The sequence below is a fragment of the Aeromicrobium endophyticum genome, from assembly GCF_003586285.1.
GTDB classification, from domain to species: domain Bacteria; phylum Actinomycetota; class Actinomycetes; order Propionibacteriales; family Nocardioidaceae; genus Aeromicrobium; species Aeromicrobium endophyticum.
Genome location: NZ_QUBR01000002.1, coordinates 1,392,292 through 1,408,585 on the forward strand (window position 1 = coordinate 1,392,292; position 16,294 = coordinate 1,408,585).

General features: G+C 72.6%; 18 protein-coding genes. 8 read left to right on the forward strand and 10 right to left on the reverse strand.

Annotated features, from left to right (window positions below; all coding sequences use genetic code 11):
- Positions 1-27: 27 nt before the first annotated feature.
- Positions 28-927: an aminoglycoside phosphotransferase family protein gene (locus DX116_RS17320; RefSeq protein ID WP_233556872.1), complete on the reverse strand. Its 900-nt coding sequence runs from the start codon at positions 925-927 to the stop codon at positions 28-30.
- A gap of 84 nt (positions 928-1,011) precedes the next feature.
- Between DX116_RS17320 and DX116_RS17325 the strand changes: the two genes are divergently transcribed.
- Together DX116_RS17325 and mqo are read left to right on the forward strand one after the other, a co-directional pair.
- Positions 1,012-1,608 carry a hypothetical protein gene (locus DX116_RS17325; protein WP_119705430.1) on the forward strand — a complete coding sequence of 199 codons (597 nt, stop codon included), beginning with the start codon at positions 1,012-1,014 and terminating at the stop codon, positions 1,606-1,608.
- Between the two features lie 144 nt (positions 1,609-1,752).
- Entirely contained in the window at positions 1,753-3,285 is a 1,533-nt protein-coding gene (mqo, locus tag DX116_RS17330; protein ID WP_199716112.1) for a malate dehydrogenase (quinone), read from the forward strand.
- A 60-nt stretch (positions 3,286-3,345) separates the two neighbouring features.
- Here mqo and purE read toward each other — a convergent pair whose 3' ends face one another.
- The 5 genes from purE to DX116_RS17355 form a co-directional block, all read right to left on the reverse strand.
- Positions 3,346-3,864: a 5-(carboxyamino)imidazole ribonucleotide mutase gene (gene purE, locus DX116_RS17335; RefSeq protein ID WP_119705431.1), complete on the reverse strand. Its 519-nt coding sequence runs from the start codon at positions 3,862-3,864 to the stop codon at positions 3,346-3,348.
- Between the two features lie 133 nt (positions 3,865-3,997).
- Entirely contained in the window at positions 3,998-5,113 is a 1,116-nt protein-coding gene (locus tag DX116_RS17340; RefSeq protein WP_119705432.1) for a 5-(carboxyamino)imidazole ribonucleotide synthase, read from the reverse strand.
- Positions 5,114-5,123: 10 nt separating this feature from the next.
- Positions 5,124-6,128 (reverse strand): adenylate/guanylate cyclase domain-containing protein, encoded by a 1,005-nt coding sequence (locus tag DX116_RS17345; RefSeq protein ID WP_119705433.1) that lies wholly within the window; start codon positions 6,126-6,128, stop codon positions 5,124-5,126.
- Positions 6,115-6,627: a PH domain-containing protein gene (locus DX116_RS17350; RefSeq protein WP_119705434.1), complete on the reverse strand. Its 513-nt coding sequence runs from the start codon at positions 6,625-6,627 to the stop codon at positions 6,115-6,117. The genes DX116_RS17345 and DX116_RS17350 overlap by 14 nt, the downstream gene beginning before the upstream one ends.
- Before the next feature lie 16 nt (positions 6,628-6,643).
- On the reverse strand, positions 6,644-7,450 hold the full coding sequence (locus tag DX116_RS17355; protein ID WP_119705435.1) for a biotin--[acetyl-CoA-carboxylase] ligase: 807 nt from the start codon (positions 7,448-7,450) through the stop codon (positions 6,644-6,646).
- A gap of 51 nt (positions 7,451-7,501) precedes the next feature.
- Here DX116_RS17355 and DX116_RS17360 point away from each other — a divergent pair, with 51 nt between their 5' ends.
- From DX116_RS17360 to DX116_RS17380, 5 genes are read left to right on the forward strand one after another with little or no spacing between them, the layout of a single operon-like run.
- Positions 7,502-9,094 carry an acyl-CoA carboxylase subunit beta gene (locus tag DX116_RS17360; RefSeq protein WP_233556873.1) on the forward strand — a complete coding sequence of 531 codons (1,593 nt, stop codon included), beginning with the start codon at positions 7,502-7,504 and terminating at the stop codon, positions 9,092-9,094.
- Complete coding sequence (locus DX116_RS17365; RefSeq protein WP_119705436.1) at positions 9,091-9,348, forward strand: acyl-CoA carboxylase subunit epsilon; 258 nt, start codon at positions 9,091-9,093, stop codon at positions 9,346-9,348. Before DX116_RS17360 ends, DX116_RS17365 begins: the two co-directional genes overlap by 4 nt.
- Positions 9,349-9,367: 19 nt before the next feature.
- On the forward strand, positions 9,368-10,033 hold the full coding sequence (locus DX116_RS17370; RefSeq protein ID WP_119705437.1) for a hypothetical protein: 666 nt from the start codon (positions 9,368-9,370) through the stop codon (positions 10,031-10,033).
- Positions 10,030-10,623 (forward strand): Maf family protein, encoded by a 594-nt coding sequence (locus tag DX116_RS17375; RefSeq protein WP_119705438.1) that lies wholly within the window; start codon positions 10,030-10,032, stop codon positions 10,621-10,623. The genes DX116_RS17370 and DX116_RS17375 overlap by 4 nt, the downstream gene beginning before the upstream one ends.
- 47 nt (positions 10,624-10,670) lie before the next feature.
- Positions 10,671-10,892 carry a hypothetical protein gene (locus DX116_RS17380; RefSeq protein ID WP_119705439.1) on the forward strand — a complete coding sequence of 74 codons (222 nt, stop codon included), beginning with the start codon at positions 10,671-10,673 and terminating at the stop codon, positions 10,890-10,892.
- A 38-nt stretch (positions 10,893-10,930) separates the two neighbouring features.
- Here DX116_RS17380 and DX116_RS17385 read toward each other — a convergent pair whose 3' ends face one another.
- From DX116_RS17385 to DX116_RS17395, 3 genes are read right to left on the reverse strand one after another with little or no spacing between them, the layout of a single operon-like run.
- Entirely contained in the window at positions 10,931-12,259 is a 1,329-nt protein-coding gene (locus tag DX116_RS17385; protein ID WP_119705440.1) for a glutamate-1-semialdehyde 2,1-aminomutase, read from the reverse strand.
- Complete coding sequence (locus tag DX116_RS17390) at positions 12,256-13,605, reverse strand: O-antigen ligase family protein (RefSeq protein ID WP_119705441.1); 1,350 nt, start codon at positions 13,603-13,605, stop codon at positions 12,256-12,258. Before DX116_RS17390 ends, DX116_RS17385 begins: the two co-directional genes overlap by 4 nt.
- Positions 13,598-14,461, reverse strand: a complete 864-nt coding sequence (locus DX116_RS17395; protein ID WP_147393705.1) for a hypothetical protein — start codon at positions 14,459-14,461, stop codon at positions 13,598-13,600. The genes DX116_RS17390 and DX116_RS17395 overlap by 8 nt, the downstream gene beginning before the upstream one ends.
- 68 nt (positions 14,462-14,529) lie before the next feature.
- Between DX116_RS17395 and DX116_RS17400 the strand changes: the two genes are divergently transcribed.
- Complete coding sequence (locus DX116_RS17400; protein ID WP_147393706.1) at positions 14,530-15,228, forward strand: GNAT family N-acetyltransferase; 699 nt, start codon at positions 14,530-14,532, stop codon at positions 15,226-15,228.
- Here the strand turns inward: DX116_RS17400 and DX116_RS17405 are convergent.
- On the reverse strand, positions 15,225-16,292 hold the full coding sequence (locus tag DX116_RS17405; protein ID WP_119705444.1) for a glycosyltransferase family 4 protein: 1,068 nt from the start codon (positions 16,290-16,292) through the stop codon (positions 15,225-15,227). The genes DX116_RS17400 and DX116_RS17405 overlap by 4 nt on opposite strands.
- Positions 16,293-16,294 lie beyond the last annotated feature (2 nt).

The following is a 16,294-nucleotide window of genomic DNA, read 5'->3' on the forward strand; positions in this document are numbered from 1 at the left end:
GCGGCGCCCGCGGACACGGGCGAGGGGTCAGTCGTGGACCGCCTTGAGGATCGCGATCGCCGCCGTGACCCGGTCGCGGTCGTCGTCCTCGATCGCCCACATGGCGTGGTGCGCCTCCCGCACCACGACCCAGTCGCGAGCACGCTGCTCGTCGAGGCCTGCCACGTCGACGACGGTGTGGAAGCGACGCCGCACGGCGGTGCGCACGTCACCCGTGGCGACGACCTCGTCCCAACGGTTCGAGAGCAGGGGCGCGACCTCGTAGTGCGGGTCGCCCGAGACCGGCTTGGGGTCGATCGCCAGCCACGGCTCGCGATCGGCCGCCAGGACGTTCTCGTAGTGCAGGTCGGCATGGACCAGCCGGCCCACGCTGGCGGCATCGGAGACGAAGGACCGCCCGAGGTGCGCGGCCTGGTCGACGACACGACGAGGGATCGGGGCATCGCGCGGCAGACGCTCGAGGTCGTCGGTCCACCGCTCGACGTAGCGCGTCAGCGGCACCAGCTGCGGTGGTGCGGGGACGTGCAGACGTGCGTAGAGGCCCGCCACGGCCTCGCAGGCCGCGAGGACAGGCTCTCGGGTCAGGTCGCGGGCGTGGAGGCGCTCGACCAGCATCGCGTCGCGCCGGGGGTCGGCCCGCAGCAGCCGGGCCGCTCCGCGTCCGTGCCAGGTCTGCAGGGCGAGGATCTCGTGCTGCCCCTCCTCGTGGGGCAGGACGACCTTGAGCACCGCTGCCCCCTCGGCCGACCGGACCGGCACGACCAGGGCGGTGCGACCGTGCATCGGGGCGCCGTCGGGCGAGAGCTGCCACTCGTCGAGCAGGTCGCGGACCGTGCGAGGGACGCCGCGCAGCCACGCGGCCCAGACCTCGTCGGACGAGGCTCGGGCGACGAGCTCGTCGGGGAGGTCGAACGGCAGGAGCGCCACGTCCGCCAGCCTGCCACGGTTCGTCGACCGTCCCGCCGGGTGGCGCCGAGGCCGCCATTTCACCCGTCCGGACACACTGGCGAGATGACGAGCTCGTTCGAGGGTCACATCGCCGGCATCGGCACGGCGTCGGGCACCCGCATCGTGGTGGGCATGTGGGACGTCAGCCCTTTCGGCTCGTTCGCCGACACGATGATCGAGCAGCCGTCGGGCCACCGCATCCTGATCGCGCCGCGTCAGGACGTCGCCGACTTCGTCGCCTCGACCTACTCCTTCGACGAGGTGCGCATCGAGCCGGTCTCGGTCGAGCGCGGTGACGAGTGGTCGGTGCACACCCGGTCGCTGCAGGTCAGGTTCACGCCCGGCAAGGCGCTGAGGGTGTCGCCGGTGCTGGGCCTCGTCCCGGGCTGGCTGCGCCGCACGCCGGTCTGGGCCCGGATCTGCAACCCGTTCGCGAGCCGGCTCATGCCGGGCGTGCAGACCTATGGCTCCGCGGGCGGAGGGCGCACCGAGTGGTACGCCGCGCGCCACGTCCGACACCTCACCTTCGCCCGGGCCACGTGGGAGGGCGCCGAGCTGGGGGAGCTGGCCCCCGTCACCCCGGCCGTCCGCTTCGGGTTCGCGTCGTCGCCGGCCCAGCCGACGCTCACCTCGCTGACGTCGTACGTCCGCGAGGCGTAGGCGCGAGACGCACGTCACACTGCTTTTCGACAACATCACATCGTCTGGATGCGGCATCGACCGCGTCGGCGCGTAAGGCTTGTGCATGGCTTCACAAGAGCCATCCGCACCAGACCTACGACTTGAATCTGCGGTGATCGTCGCGTGACCGAACGCTCCTCCCTCGTCCTCCCGAACCGCCACACCCCGGCGGTCGTGCACACCGACGTCCTGCTGGTCGGCGGCGGCATCATGAGCGCCACGCTCGGCACGCTGGTCAAGAGCCTCGAGCCCGACTGGTCGATCAGCCTCTTCGAGCGCCTCGGCGGCCCGGCTCGCGAGAGCTCCGACCCGTGGAACAACGCCGGCACCGGTCACTCGGCGCTCTGCGAGCTCAACTACACGCCGCAGCGCGCCGACGGCTCGGTCGACGTCTCCAAGGCGATCACGGTCAACCAGCAGTTCCAGCTGTCGCGGCAGTTCTGGGCCCACGGCGTGTCGCAGGGCGTGCTCGGCGACCCGGCCACGTTCATCAACCCCGTGCCGCACGTCAGCTTCGTGCGCGGGGCCGACGACGCGGCGTACCTCAAGGCCCGTCACGAGGCGCTCGTCGACAACCCCCTGTTCGCGGGCATCGAGTACGTCGACGACCGCGACGAGATCGCCCGCCGCCTGCCGCTGATGTCGGCCGGGCGCGACGACGACGAGACGATGGCGCTCAACTGGAGCGACGGCGGCACCGACGTCGACTTCGGCTCGGTCACGCGCCAGCTGCTCGGGCACCTCGAGTCGCACGGCGCCGAGCTGAACTACGAGCACGAGGTGCGCAACCTCAAGCAGAACAGCGACTCCACCTGGACCGTCACGGTCAAGGACCTGCGGACCGGCCAGAAGACCCGCGTCAACGCCCGCTTCGTCTTCGTCGGCGCCGGTGGCGGCGCGCTGCACCTGCTGCAGAAGTCGGGCATCCCCGAGATCCGCGGATTCGGCGGCTTCCCCGTCAGCGGTCAGTTCCTGCGCACGACCAACGCCGACCTGGCCAAGGGCCACCACGCCAAGGTCTACGGAAAGCCGCCGGTCGGCGCCCCGCCGATGTCGGTGCCGCACCTCGACACGCGTGTCGTCGACGGCCAGCACAGCCTGATGTTCGGGCCCTACGCCGGGTTCTCGCCGCGCTTCCTCAAGGAGGGGCACCTGACCGACCTCGTCCGGTCGGTCAAGCCCAACAACCTCTTCTCGATGCTCGGAGTCGGCCTCAACTCGATGCCGCTGACGGTCTACCTGGTCAAGGAGCTGCTCAAGTCGCGCGAGCAGCGGGTCGAGGGCCTGCTCGAGTTCGCCCCGAGCATCGACGGCGACGACTTCGAGCTGATCACGGCCGGCCAGCGCGTGCAGACGATCCGCCGCAACGGCATGTCGGGCACCCTCGAGTTCGGCACCTGCACCGTCAGCCACCGCGACGGCACCATCGCCGGCCTGCTCGGCGCCTCGCCGGGTGCGTCGACGGCCGTCGCGGCGATGGTCGACGTGCTCGAGACGTGCTTCCCCGACCGCATCGCCGCCTGGCGCCCCCGCCTGGTCGACATGATGCCGTCGTACGGCACCGACCTGATGCAGGACACCACGCTGCTGGCCGATCTGCGCCGCTGGTCCGACAAGACCCTGCGCCTCGTCGGCGACGACCACATCGAGGCCTGAGCCGTCCCTCGGCCGATCTGGTGCCGGAATCCCACGAGGCCGTGGGATTCCGGCACGGGGTCAGCGGAAGCCGGCGACGCCCTTGGCCGGGTTGCGGACCTTCTCGCCCTTGGCGCGCGCCGCGTCGGCCAGCTCGGCCTGGAAGGCGACGATCCGCTCGGTCAGCGCCGGATCACCGGCGGCCAGGATGCGGACGGCCAGCAGTCCGGCGTTGCGCGCGTTGCCGATCGACACCGTTGCGACCGGCACGCCTGCGGGCATCTGGACGATCGACAGCAGCGAGTCCATGCCGTCGAGGTACTTCAGGGGCACGGGGACGCCCACGACCGGCAGCGGCGTGACGGCGGCCAGCATGCCCGGCAGGTGGGCCGCGCCGCCGGCGCCCGCGATGATGACCTCGAGGCCGCGCCCGTGCGCGTCGCGCCCGTAGGCGAGCATCTCGTCGGGCATGCGGTGGGCCGACACGACGTCGGCCTCGTAGGCGATGCCGAACTCGGCGAGGGCCGTCGCCGCGGCCTCCATCGTCGGCCAGTCGGAGTCGGACCCCATCACGATGCCGACACGCGGCTGCTCAGTCATGCGCCCAGCCTATCGAGCGCCGACCGCAAGCATGGGCCGAGCGAGCGCAGCGAGCGATGGCAGGCGCCCGGGCGCAGCCCGGCGACGGCGAGGAACGAGCCGTCGGAGCGACGAGCGCAGCGAGTCGCGCGCCCTAACCGGAGGTGAGCAGCGCGCCCGCGCGCCGGGCTCGCGCGAGGACGTCGTCGAGGTCGTCGCCGTACGCCGTCACGTGCCCGACCTTGCGACCGGCCTTGACCGACTTGCCGTAGAGGTGGACCTTGACGTCGGGCTCGGCCGCGAGCACGACCGCGCGCTGCGCCTCGAGGTCGTCGACGTCACCGCCGAGCACGTTGACCATGACGGTCCACGGCGTGCGTGCGCGGGTGCCGCCGAGCGGGAGGTCGAGCACGGCCCGCAGGTGGTTCTCGAACTGGCTCGTCTCGGCACCGTCGATGGACCAGTGGCCCGTGTTGTGCGGCCGCATCGCGAGCTCGTTGACGAGCAGGCGTCCGTCGGCGGTCTCGAACAGCTCGACGGCCAGGATGCCGGTGACGTCGAGCTCGCTCGCGATGCGCTCGGCGAGAGCGCGGCCCTCGTCGGCCAGGCGGGGGTCGAGCCCGGGGGCCGGGGCGACGACCTCGGCACACACGCCGCCGACCTGCCGTGACTCCACGACCGGGTACGTGCGCATCTCGCCCGACGGCGACCGGGCCACGAGCGCCGACAGCTCACGTCGGAAGTCGACGAGCTCCTCGGCCAGCAGCGGACGATCGGCCGCGAAGGCGTCGTCGGCGTCGGCCTGCGACCGCACGACCCACACCCCCTTGCCGTCGTAGCCGCCGCGCGTCGTCTTGAGCACGGCCGGAAAGCCGAAGGCCTCGAGGTCGTCGCGAGACGCGATGGGCGCGTTGCGGGGGCACGGCACGCCCAGCTCGCCCAGCCGCTCACGCATCGCGGCCTTGTCCTGGGCGAACAGCAGTGCGTGCGGGCCGGGACGGCACGCGTGCCCCTCGGCGTCGAGGGCACGCAGGTGCTCGGGCGGGACGTGCTCGTGGTCGAACGTGACGACGGGCGCGTCGGCGACGACGGCGCGCAGCGACGCGAGGTCGGTGTGGTCGCCGACGACGTGGTCGGGCACGACCTGGGCCGCCGAGACGTCGGGCCCCTCGGCGAGGAGGCGGATGCGCAGGCCCAACGCGATCGCGGGCGGCTGCATCATGCGGGCGAGCTGTCCACCGCCGATGACGGCGAGGTCTGGAGAAGGCACGGCTCGAAGCCTATCGGGAGCGGAAGGCGCGCCGTTCGCTCACCGTGATCGGCGACAGGTTGCCGAAGCCGCGCAGCGGTCGCGGCGGGAGCGTCCGCGTGTCGAACTCGTCGCCGAGCGCCTCGGCGGTCGCGGCATCGACGAGCACCCGGTTGCTGCGGGCGACGTGCGACAGACGGGCGGCGAGGTTGACCGGCGGGCCGTACACGTCGCCCAGTCGGTTGATGACCGAGCCCGTGGCCAGGCCGACGCAGATGTTGGGCAGCTCGGTGCGGGACGCGATCTGCTTGACCAGGTCGAGCGCCGTGCGGGTGCCCTCGCGCGGGTCCTCCGTGACGAACAGGACGGCGTCGCCGAGGGTCTTGATGACGCGTCCGCCGTGCGCCGTGATGACGTCGGCGCAACGGGTCTCGAAGTTCTCGACCAGGTCGCCCAGGCTGTTGTCGTCGAGGCCGTTGGACAGGGCCGTGAACCGCGACAGGTCGGCGAACCCGACCGTCATGGTCGTCGACAGCAGCTCGGCGTCGGCGGCGCCGAGCGCCTCGACCCGTGCCGCCGCCGCGGCGAGGTGCCGGCGCCAGGCGTAGACCATCAGGTGCTCGAATCCGGGCGCGGTCGACCGCGCCAGCGCGGCAGCGGCCTCGAGCCGGGTGCGCGCCTTGCCCTGCTGGACGTCGCGCTCGATCTGGTCGACGAGGGCCGAGACCTGCCAGTCGGCCAGGCGAGCCATCGTGGAGCCGAGGCCCCGCGTCATGCGCAGGACGGTCGACTCGTCGAGCAGGTCACCGTCGAGCGCCTCGGCGACGGCGGCGAGCGCCTTGACGTCGGGCTCGCCGTACGCGAGCCCGTCGCCGGTCTCGGGGAAGCCGAGCGCGCGCCACAGGCGCAGGCCCCGCGCGTGGTCGAGCCCACCCTTCTCGGTGACCTCGGCACTCGTCAGGGTCAGGTCGTGGCGCAGGATCAGGCGCGCGAGGGTGTCGCGCAGCTCGGCGCGCTCGGGATCAGACGGACTCATCGTTCCTCTGCGACTCGTGCCGCTCGAACACGAGGTTGGTGACGGTGCGGTGGAACGCCTCGACGCGCGGGATGTCGTCGAGCTCGAGACCGGCCTGCTCGCTGGCGTCGTGGATGATCAGCGTGCCGCAGCCGAGGATGCGGTCGTTCAGGTTCTTCTCGTAGGCGACGTCGTTGATGCGGCTGAGCGGGATGACCCGGCCCGTGCGGGTCAGGATGCCCTTCTGCTCGACGATGCGCTTGTTGGTCAGCGTGTACGTCCAGAGGTACCAGCTCAGGAAGGGGATCAGCGAGCCCCAGACGACCAGCACCGCAGCGATCGCGACGATGACCCACCCCGCCTTGCCGTCGCCCTTGTCACCGATCTGGGCGATCAGGAAGCCGGCCGCCACGCACACGACCAGCAGGACCACGAACGGCAGGAACAGCCGCTTGACGTGGGTTCGGGTGGTCTCGACGGTCTGCTCGCCGTCGATCATCAGCTTGCGGGGGAGGCTCATGAGGCTGATTCTGTCACTACGCCAGACGCAGGTGGGTGATATCGCCCGCGCTGATCGCTCGGCCGTCGACGACCAGTCGTCCGAGGTCGTCGATACCGGTCGCCTGGCCCACCCAGGTCTCGTCGAGCGGCAGCATGACGCGCACGCGCTGGCCGATCGTGACGCACCGGCGGACGTACGAGTCGCGGATGCCCGCAGCGGGGTCGCCGCCGGACGCCGACCAGGCCCGGTACAACGCCTCGAGGTTGCGCAGCAGCGACCGGATGACGATCGTGCGGTCGGTCTCGGTGGCACCCTCGAGCGCCAGCGACGTGGCCGTCTCGGCCGGCAGCTCGTCGCGGCGCATCGAGACGTTGACGCCCACGCCGACGACGGCCGCGGGGCCGCTGTCGGTCTCGACGCGCTCGAGCAGGATGCCGGCGAGCTTGCGTCCGTCGACCAGGACGTCGTTGGGCCACTTGAGGCCCGACTCCACGCCGCACTCGTGCACGGTGGCGTCGACGGCGAGGCCGACCAGCAGCGGGAGCCACACCCACCGGGCCGCGGGCACGGCGTCGGGGCGCAGCAGCACCGAGACGTGGACGCCCGATCCGGCCGGCGAGCTCCACGTGCGGTCGAGGCGTCCACGACCCGCGGTCTGCGAGTCGGTCGTGTGGACCGCTCCCTCCGGCGCCCCGGCACGTGCGGCGGCCGCCGCGTCGGCGTTGGTGCTGCCGGTCTCGGACGTCACGACGACCTCGGTCCAGAACCGTCCGGGCCCCGTCAGGGCGGACCTCAGGGCCGCGGCGTCGAGGGGCGGACGGTCGAGGTCGCGGAAGGGCATGAGAACAGACTCACATATCCATCCAGCGTGACCATCGTTACGCTGACCCCCGTGACCGAACACGAGATCGTCGAGAAGCCCGAGCTCCACACCACCGCCGGCAAGCTCGCAGACTTCATCGAGCGGCGCGACACGGCGCTGGTCGAGATGGCTGAGCGAGCCCACGAGAAGCAGTCCGCGCGAGGACGCCAGAGCGCCCGCGACCGCATCGACCAGCTGCTCGACGAGGGCTCGTTCGTCGAGCTCGACGCCCTGGCCCGACACCGCGCCACCGACTTCGGGCTCGACGCGAACCGTCCCCTCGGCGACGGCGTCATCACGGGCTACGGCACGATCGACGGCCGTCAGGTGTGCGTGTTCAGCCAGGACTTCAGCGTCTTCGGCGGCAGCCTCGGCCAGGTCTACGGCGAGAAGATCACCAAGGTGATGGACCTCGCGATCAAGTCGGGCTGCCCCATCATCGGCATCAACGAGGGCTCCGGCGCGCGCATCCAGGAGGGCGTCGTCTCGCTCGGCCTGTACGGCGAGATCTTCAAGCGCAACGTGCACGCCTCGGGCGTCATCCCGCAGATCTCGCTGATCATGGGCGCCAACGCCGGTGGCCACGTGTACTCCCCCGCCGTCACCGACTTCGTGATCATGGTCGACAAGACGTCCAACATGTTCATCACGGGCCCCGACATCATCAAGACCGTCACGGGCGAGGAGGTCTCGATGGAGGACCTCGGCGGCGCCCGCGCGCACAACACCAAGTCGGGCAACGCCCACTACATGGGTGCCGACGAGCAGGACGCGATCGAGTACACCAAGGCGCTCATCTCGTTCCTGCCGCAGAACAACATGGAGGAGGCCCCGGTCTACGCCGAGGACGCCGACCTCGAGCGCACCGAGACCGATTACGCGCTCGACACGCTCATCCCCGACTCGGCCAACCAGCCGTACGACATCAAGACCGTCATCGAGTCGGTGCTCGACGACGGCGACTTCCTCGAGGTCATGCCGCTGTTCGCCCAGAACCTGGTCATCGGCTACGGACGCGTCGAGGGCCGCAGCGTCGGCGTCGTGGCCAACCAGCCGATGCAGCTTGCCGGCTGCCTCGACATCGACGCCTCCGAGAAGGCCGCCCGCTTCGTGCGCACCTGCGACGCCTTCAACATCCCGGTGCTGACGTTCGTCGACGTGCCCGGCTTCCTGCCCGGCACCGACCAGGAGTGGAACGGCATCATCCGCCGCGGCGCCAAGCTGATCTACGCCTACGCCGAGGCCACGGTGCCGCTCATCACGGTCATCACCCGCAAGGCCTACGGCGGCGCGTACGACGTCATGGGCTCCAAGCACCTCGGCGCCGACCTCAACATCGCGTGGCCGTCGGCCCAGATCGCGGTCGTGGGCGCGTCCGGCGCGGTCGGCATCCTGTACCGCAAGGAGCTCAAGGCCGCCGACGACCCCGACGCCCTGCGCGCCCAGCTCATGACCGAGTACGAGGACACGCTCTGCAACCCGTACCTGGCGGCCGAGCGCGGCTACGTCGACGCGGTCATCGAGCCCTCGCAGACCCGCGCCGAGATCGTCAAGGGGCTGCGCCTGCTGCGCACCAAGCGCGAGACGCTGCCCCCCAAGAAGCACGGGAACATCCCGCTGTGAGCGACACAGCGGCTCCTGAGCCTGTCGAAGGGGCATCGCCCACCCCCGTGCTGCGGGTCGTCAAGGGAGACCTGACGCCCGAGGAGCTCGCCGCCCTCGTGGCCGTCGTGGCGGCCCGCAACGCCGCCGCGGCCCACGCGGCAGCGCGCACCACGCCCCGGCTCAGGTCGGAGTGGGGCCACCCCGCCCGCCAGGTCCGCACACCGCACACGTTCGGCCCCGACCAGTGGCGCCGCTCCTCCTTCGGCCGCTGACCGGCTCTCGGTGGCGGCGATGACGTTGCGTCCGCTGGCCGAGGTGTCGGCGGCCGACTGGTTCGCGGACGACCCCGCGCCGGCCGGTCTCCGCGCACGGCTCGGGCCGTCGGGCTTCGAGGCCTACGTGCGGGTGCTGCACACCGCCGGCGCCGACGGCGACCGCTTCGAGGGCCACCTCGACGCGCCGCTGCTCGCGGCACTCGTCGACGACCTCGCCCTCCACACCACGACGCCGCACGACTGCTTCTTCGCGCTGTGGGAGGGCTACGGCGACATCCACGGCGGTGAGGCGGCCGGCTTCCTGACGGCGTTCTCCGGCTCGCCGAAGTGGCCCGGACGCATCTTCACCCGCGAGAAGCCCGCCGCTCCCCCGCCGCCGGCCTTCCCGCCCCACGTCATGGACGGTCCGCTGCTCACGGCCAACGGCGAGAGCCACTTCCTGTTCGCCGGCGCTCTGGCCGACGCCGGCCGGTGGGGGGCCGCGAGCTACGGCAGCGGCGCCCCCCGCGACATCAACAGCCCCAACCTGATGTGGCCGGCCGATCACGCCTGGTTCGTCACCACGGGGGTCGAGGGCACCTGGACGGGCGTGGGCGGCTCCGCGGCCCTGATCGCCTCGCTGCTCGACGACCGGCGTCTGGAGACCGTGCGGCAGCGCTACGACGAGCAGGCGCTGCGGTGAGGATCGTGCTCGCGTCGCAGTCGCCGGCCCGCCTCGCGACGCTCCGATCGGCGGGGATCGAGCCCGAGGTGATCGTGTCGGGCGTCGACGAGGACCTCATCACCTCGACCGACGCCGGCAACCTCGCGGCCGCGCTGGCGCAGCTGAAGTGCCGCGCGGTGGCCGAGCGCCTGGGCGACGACGACGCCCTCGTCATCGGCTGCGACTCGGTGCTGGCCCTCGACGGCGAGATCCTGGGCAAGCCCGACGGGCCCGCCGACGCCAGCGCGCGGTGGCGACGGATGCGCGGGCGCAGCGGCGTGCTGCACACGGGTCACTGCGTCCGCCGCGGCGGCGAGGAGTTCCTCGAGACGGCCTCCACGATCGTCCACTTCGCTCAGGTCACCGACGCAGAGATCGACGCCTACGTCGCTACCGGCGAGCCGCTCCACGTGGCCGGGGCGTTCACGATCGACGGCCTGGGCGGAGCGTTCGTCTCAGGCATCGAGGGCGACCACCACAACGTCGTCGGGCTGTCGTTGCCCTTGCTGCGCCTGCTCGTGGGCGATCTCGGCATCGCCTGGACCGATCTGTGGCGGCAGACAAACTAGGCCGATTGTTGGTGCCTGGCACCCGAAGGTGCGAAGATGGACGGACGATGGCAACCACACCGCGCAAGCGCCGCTACCACGCATCCAGTCCCTTCCAGGCCGGACCGGAGGTTGAGCACGAGGTGTACGAGGTCGGTGCACGCGTCTCGCACGACACCTACGGCATGGGTCGCATCATCAGCCTGCAAGGCACCACGTCGGCCCAGGTCGACTTCGGCGAGGGGGCCAAGCACATCCCGCTGCCCTGCGCCAAGATGAGCGCGCTCTGACCGCGACCGTCTGACCGCGTCCCGCCGCCCCGCAGCCGTCAGAGACGACGCGGGGCGGCGGTGCGACGCAGCGCCGGCGCCACGGGGCGGCCGGCCAGGAATCCGTCGACCGATCCGGTGTCGAGGGCACGGCGGTACACCTCGCAGGCTGCGGCGACCGCTGCGACGGTCTGCGCGACATCGGCCTCGGTGTGTGCCGCGGACGTCACGAACGACTGCCCGAGCACGCCCCGGCGGATCAGCTCCTGCAGGAACAGGGTGCGCCAGGCCTGGCTCGGACGCCCCTCGGGATCGCGCGTCCCGAAGACCAGGCACGACGGTCGTCCCGACACCGTCACGTGCTCGCCGACCCCCGCGGCCTCGGCCGCGGCACGGACCCCGGCGGCGAGGTCGCGCCCGGCACGCTCCATCAGCCCCACGGGGTCGCCGGACGTGTAGGCCTCGGCGACGGCGAGGAAGGCTGCGAGCCCTGCCGACTCGGCGCCGTGCGTGGTCGACAGCAGGAAGACCCGGTCGGCGTCGGTGTTGAGGCCGCCGAGCTCCATGACCTCGCGACGGCCGGCCAGGGCTGAGACGGCGAAGCCGTTGCCCATCGCCTTGCCCCAGCACGACAGGTCGGGCCGGACGCCGTAGACGTGCTGCGCACCGTGCGCCGACCAGCGGAAGCCCGTGATCATCTCGTCGAGCACCATCAGGGTGCCGTGCCGGTCGCACGCAGCGCGGACCCCGTCGAGGAAGCCGGGCGCCGGCTCGGCCGAGCCGGTGGCGGCCTCGAGGAACACGCAGGCCACGTCGTCGCCGGCGAGTGCCTGCTCGAGCGAGTCGAGGTCGTTGTAGGCGAAGCGGACCGTCAGGGGCCGCGCCAGGCGGTCGGTGCCGGCGGCCATGTCGGTCGTGCCGATGAACCAGTCGTCGACCGAGAAGAAGGGCTGGTCGCTGATCGCGACCTTGTGGCGCCCGGTGGCCGCGCGTGCCAGCCGGACGGCGGCGGTGGTCGTGTCGGAGCCGTTCTTGGCGAACTTGACCATGTCGGCGGTGGGCACGAGCTCGAGGAAGCGCTCGGCGGCCGTCAGCTCGAGCTCGGTCGGGCGGCTGAAGCTGGTGCCCCGGCCGATCGCCGCGGCGACGGCGTCGACGACCGGCGCATAGGCGTGGCCCAGCGTCACCGAGCGCAGGCCCATGCCGTACTCGACGTACTCGCGACCGTCGACGTCCCACACGCGGGCGCCCTCGCCGTGGGTCAGCACGGGAGCCATCCCGTCGGGGTACTGGTCGGAGCCGCGGGCGTAGGTGTGGGCGCCGCCCGGCACGAGCTCGTGCAGGCGTGCCTGGCGGGCCGTGGAGACGGGCAGGAACGGCTCGGTCATGGGTCACTCCGGGTGGGCGGGGTGGGCAGGGTGACAAGGGCGGCCGCGCCGGCCAGCGCGACGAGGACGTAGAGGAGGGTCGAGATCTGGGCGAAGCCGCCGAGGTCGAGGATGACGGCGACGACGGCGACGGCCGTGATCGACCCCAGGATGCCGTTGACCAGCTCGAAGTCGCCGGCGCCGGGCGACACGACGGCGCGTCGCGACGCCCGCAGGGCGATGGTCCACGCACCGCCGACCATCAGCACGAGGGCCAGCAGACCGACGATGCCCGACTCGACGAGTCGCGTCAGGTAGAAGTTGTCGAGCACGGGCTGCTTGGACACGTCGTACGTGCCCGACCCCTGGCCGACGAGCCAGTGCTGCGGCAGGCGCTGCAGGGCGTACGACAGGCCCGACGACCGCGATCCGACCGAGTTGTCACCCGTGCCCTCGACCAGGACGTCGGCCAGGCGCGAGACCAGCGGCACCCCCGCGGCGACCGCTCCGAGGACGGCCACGACGACGACCCCGCCCCCGACGACGACGCGCCTGACCGGCCAGCGCCAGGCCATGACGACCAGGGCCGCGGCGATGCCGACGAAGGCCGAGCGAGAGATCGTCGAGACGGCACCGAGGCCGATGACCGCCGACGCGGCGACCCACACCCCGGCCGCCTCGCCCCGGGCCCGCCGCGACAGCGTCAGGCCCACGGCCAGCGGGAAGGCCGCCGTCAGCACGGCACTGAGCTCGAGGGGGTGCCCGGCGCTGCCGGCGGGCCGGACCGCTCCGGCCCGCAACAGCTCGCCCGCCGCGGCGGTGCCCTGGTCGATCAAGCCCGGCAGCACCAGCGAGCCGGCGAGGTCGACGCCCGTGGCGACCTGCACGAGCGCGAGCAGGGCGCTGACGGCGGCGCCGACGACGATGCCCTGCACGACCCGTGCCAGGTCGGCGACGCTGCCGATGACGACCATCACGAGCAGCGCCGCCGCGAGCAGCCCGATCTCGCGGCCGACCAGCTGCAGCGACTGCGACGCCTGGTCGCCGGCCGGCCCACGCACCATCAGCGCCGCCGACGACACCAGGGTCGCCGCGAGCATGCCCATCACCAGCAGCACGGTCGGCCGGTGGGGCCGCCTGACCTGCTGACGACCCAGCCAGCACAGGAGCAGCAGCAGGCCGCCCGCGTACCAGGCGATCGCGACCGGCGTCAGGCCGAGCGTGAACGGCACGACGATCGACTGGCGCGTGGCCAGCAGCCACCCGCAGACCACCGCGACGATCGTCGCGCCGGTGCCGACGCGGTCGTCGACGACGACCCGGTCGCGCAGCACGGAGGCGGCTCGGACGGCCGCCGGGTCAGCCACGACCCTGGTGGCGGACCGTGCGAGGGGCCTCGATCTGCCGCGACCCCGACCGCTGGGCCGCTTCGAGCCGGGCCTCGGCGCTGCGCCACGCCTGACGGGCCTCGGCCCGCGTGAGCGGGACGTTGCGGCCGCTGCGCTGCCACTCGTCCTCGAGCAGGGCCCGGACGTCGGCGCGCGAGACCCCGCTGCGGGCGCGGGCGGTGCCAGCACTGCGGCCGCTGCCTGCACGACCGCCGAGCAGCGGGGTGAGCGCGACGAGGGCCAGCAGCGCGACGAAGCCGGCCGCCAGCCCGGTGACGCCGGCGGCCCGCACCTGGGCGTTGCCCGCGGCGACGCCCGTGGTGGGGGCGGCGGAGGTGACGACCCGGGCCTGCGAGGTCGCCGGGACGTTCGCCGCGGTCTGGATCGCCGCGAGCTGCGTCGACGACTGCTCGACGAGCGCCGCGGCCGCCCGCTGCGCTCCCTCGGCGCTGGGGCCTGAGGCCGTCAACGAGATCAGCGGGGTCAGCTGCGCCACGGCGGCGTTGTCGCTGCTGAGGGTGTCGGCCGAGTAGACGCCGTCGCCGCCTGCCGCCACCACCGCGGTGCGCACCTCGTCGCCCTGCAGCTGGCTGCTGACGGTCAGCGCCAGCTGGCTGATGCTGTAGTCGAGGTTGACCAGCGGGTTGGCGGCCGGACCGCCCTGGTCGCCGGCCGCGGTGCCGGCGGGCGGGATGATCAGCACCACGGCGCGGCTCTCGTACGTCGTCGAGGCCGACGACCACCCGTAGGCCGCCCCGAGCACACCGATCAGCGCGACGAGCAGCAGCGCGACGGGTCGCCTCGTGAGCGATCGCACCAGCTCGTCAACCCTCACAGCTCGTCCTCCACTCGTGACGTCGGTCCACCGTCCGCGTTCGCCGGCGATGGCTACCCTCGTGTTGCATGAGTACCGCGCGTCGCAACCATGACGGCCGAACGAGCCGGCTTCGTCCGACGCGCCGTGTGGCTCTCGACACGATCGGCCCCCAGCGGATCGGCGAGATCGACGTCGTGCTCCGCCGCCCGAGGCTCACCGACGGCCCCGAGTGGCGCCGCGTCCGCCTCGCCGACGCGTCACGGCTGAGACCGGCCTTCGGCCACGGCGACGCCGGCTGGGACGAGCAGAGCTCGCTGACGGCCTGGGCCGACCGGGTGCACGCGCTGCGCGAGGCGACCCGGGCGGGCGCGATGGTGCCGTTCGTGTTCGCGACGACCGACGGCCGGTTCCTCGGCGAGTGCGTCTTCTCGATCGACGCCAGGTCGGGACTCGCCGAGCTGTCGCTGTGGACCGGTCGCGCCGTGCCCCACAGCGTCTCGACCGCCGCGACCGCCCAGGGCGTCCTGCGCATGTTCGAGCACCCGCCCGTCGTGCCGTGGATGGTCGCACCGGTCGCCTCGGTCAATCCCGGCCCGGCCCGCCTGCTCGCGGAGGCCGGGTTCGAGCCGGGCGCCACCGCACGCCGGCTGCGCCTCTACGACGGCGAGCCCACCGATCACGTGGTCTGGCGGCTCGAGAACACCGCCCGCACGCGCGCGCACCTGCGGGGCGTGCTCGACCGCTACCAGGCGTCGCCCCCGAGCGACGGGGCGCGACGCCGCTAGGCCGCCGTGCGCAGGATGCCGGCGAGCACCGCGCCCATGCCGGCGGACGTGAACTGCTGCCGGGCCCGCTCGACGGCGGCACGCCCCATCTCGCCGGCCCGGTCGGGATCGGCGAGCAGGCTGCGCAGCGCGGCCGCGAAGGCGTCGACGTCGTCGGGCGGCACCAGCAGGCCCGTGACGCCGTGCTCGACATAGTCGTCGATACCGGGGTTGTCGGTCACGACGATGGGTCGCCCGCTGGCCATCGCCTCGAGCACGACCGTCAGGCCCGAGCCCGTCGAGGTCGGCTTGAGCGCGACCGCCACGACCGTCGAGCGTCCGTAGAGGTCGCGCATGCGACCACCCATGCGGCCGGTGTAGAGCGTTCCGAGATCGCCCGGCAGGTCGACCGGCAGCCCCGTGGCGAGCTCGAGGCGGGCGGCCGGCACGTCGGCGCGCACGCGGCGCACCGCCTCGACCAGCAGGTCGTGGTCGCGGTAGCGGTCCTCCCCCGCGCTGGCGACGGTCGGGGTCGCCAGGTGCCACGGCTGCTCGGGGTAGAACGCGGTGTCGATGCCGAGCGGGACGTAGTGCACCCGGTGGGCCGGAACCTCCCACTCCCGCGCCAGCACGGGCACCATCGCGCTGCACTGGGTCCAGACGGCCGCCGCCCGCGGCAGCGCGCGGGCGGCCATCCGGCGCTGCCACGGATCGGCCGCGTCGCGCGTCGTGAGCCACCCGATGCCGGTGACCACCGGCGCCAGTCGCGACTGTGGCGCAGCCAACGCGGCCGGCACCCCCGTGCGCTCGTCATAGGCGAGCACCACGTCACTCTTGCCACGTGACATCCGGCGCAGATCCAGCAACGCTTCGACCGGCTCGAGCCCTGACGTCCGGTAGCGCAACGACTGCGCGACCCGGCCGACGGGGCCCGTCAGACGATGGTCACCGAAGGTGACGTCGAGACCGTGATCCCGGAGGTGGTGGAGTCCGTATGGCGACTGATCGGGAACCTCGCCCCGCTCCGAGCGACGAGCCCAGTCGGCCGCGACCGTCCCGTGGGGCAGCGGCACGAACACGCGCATCA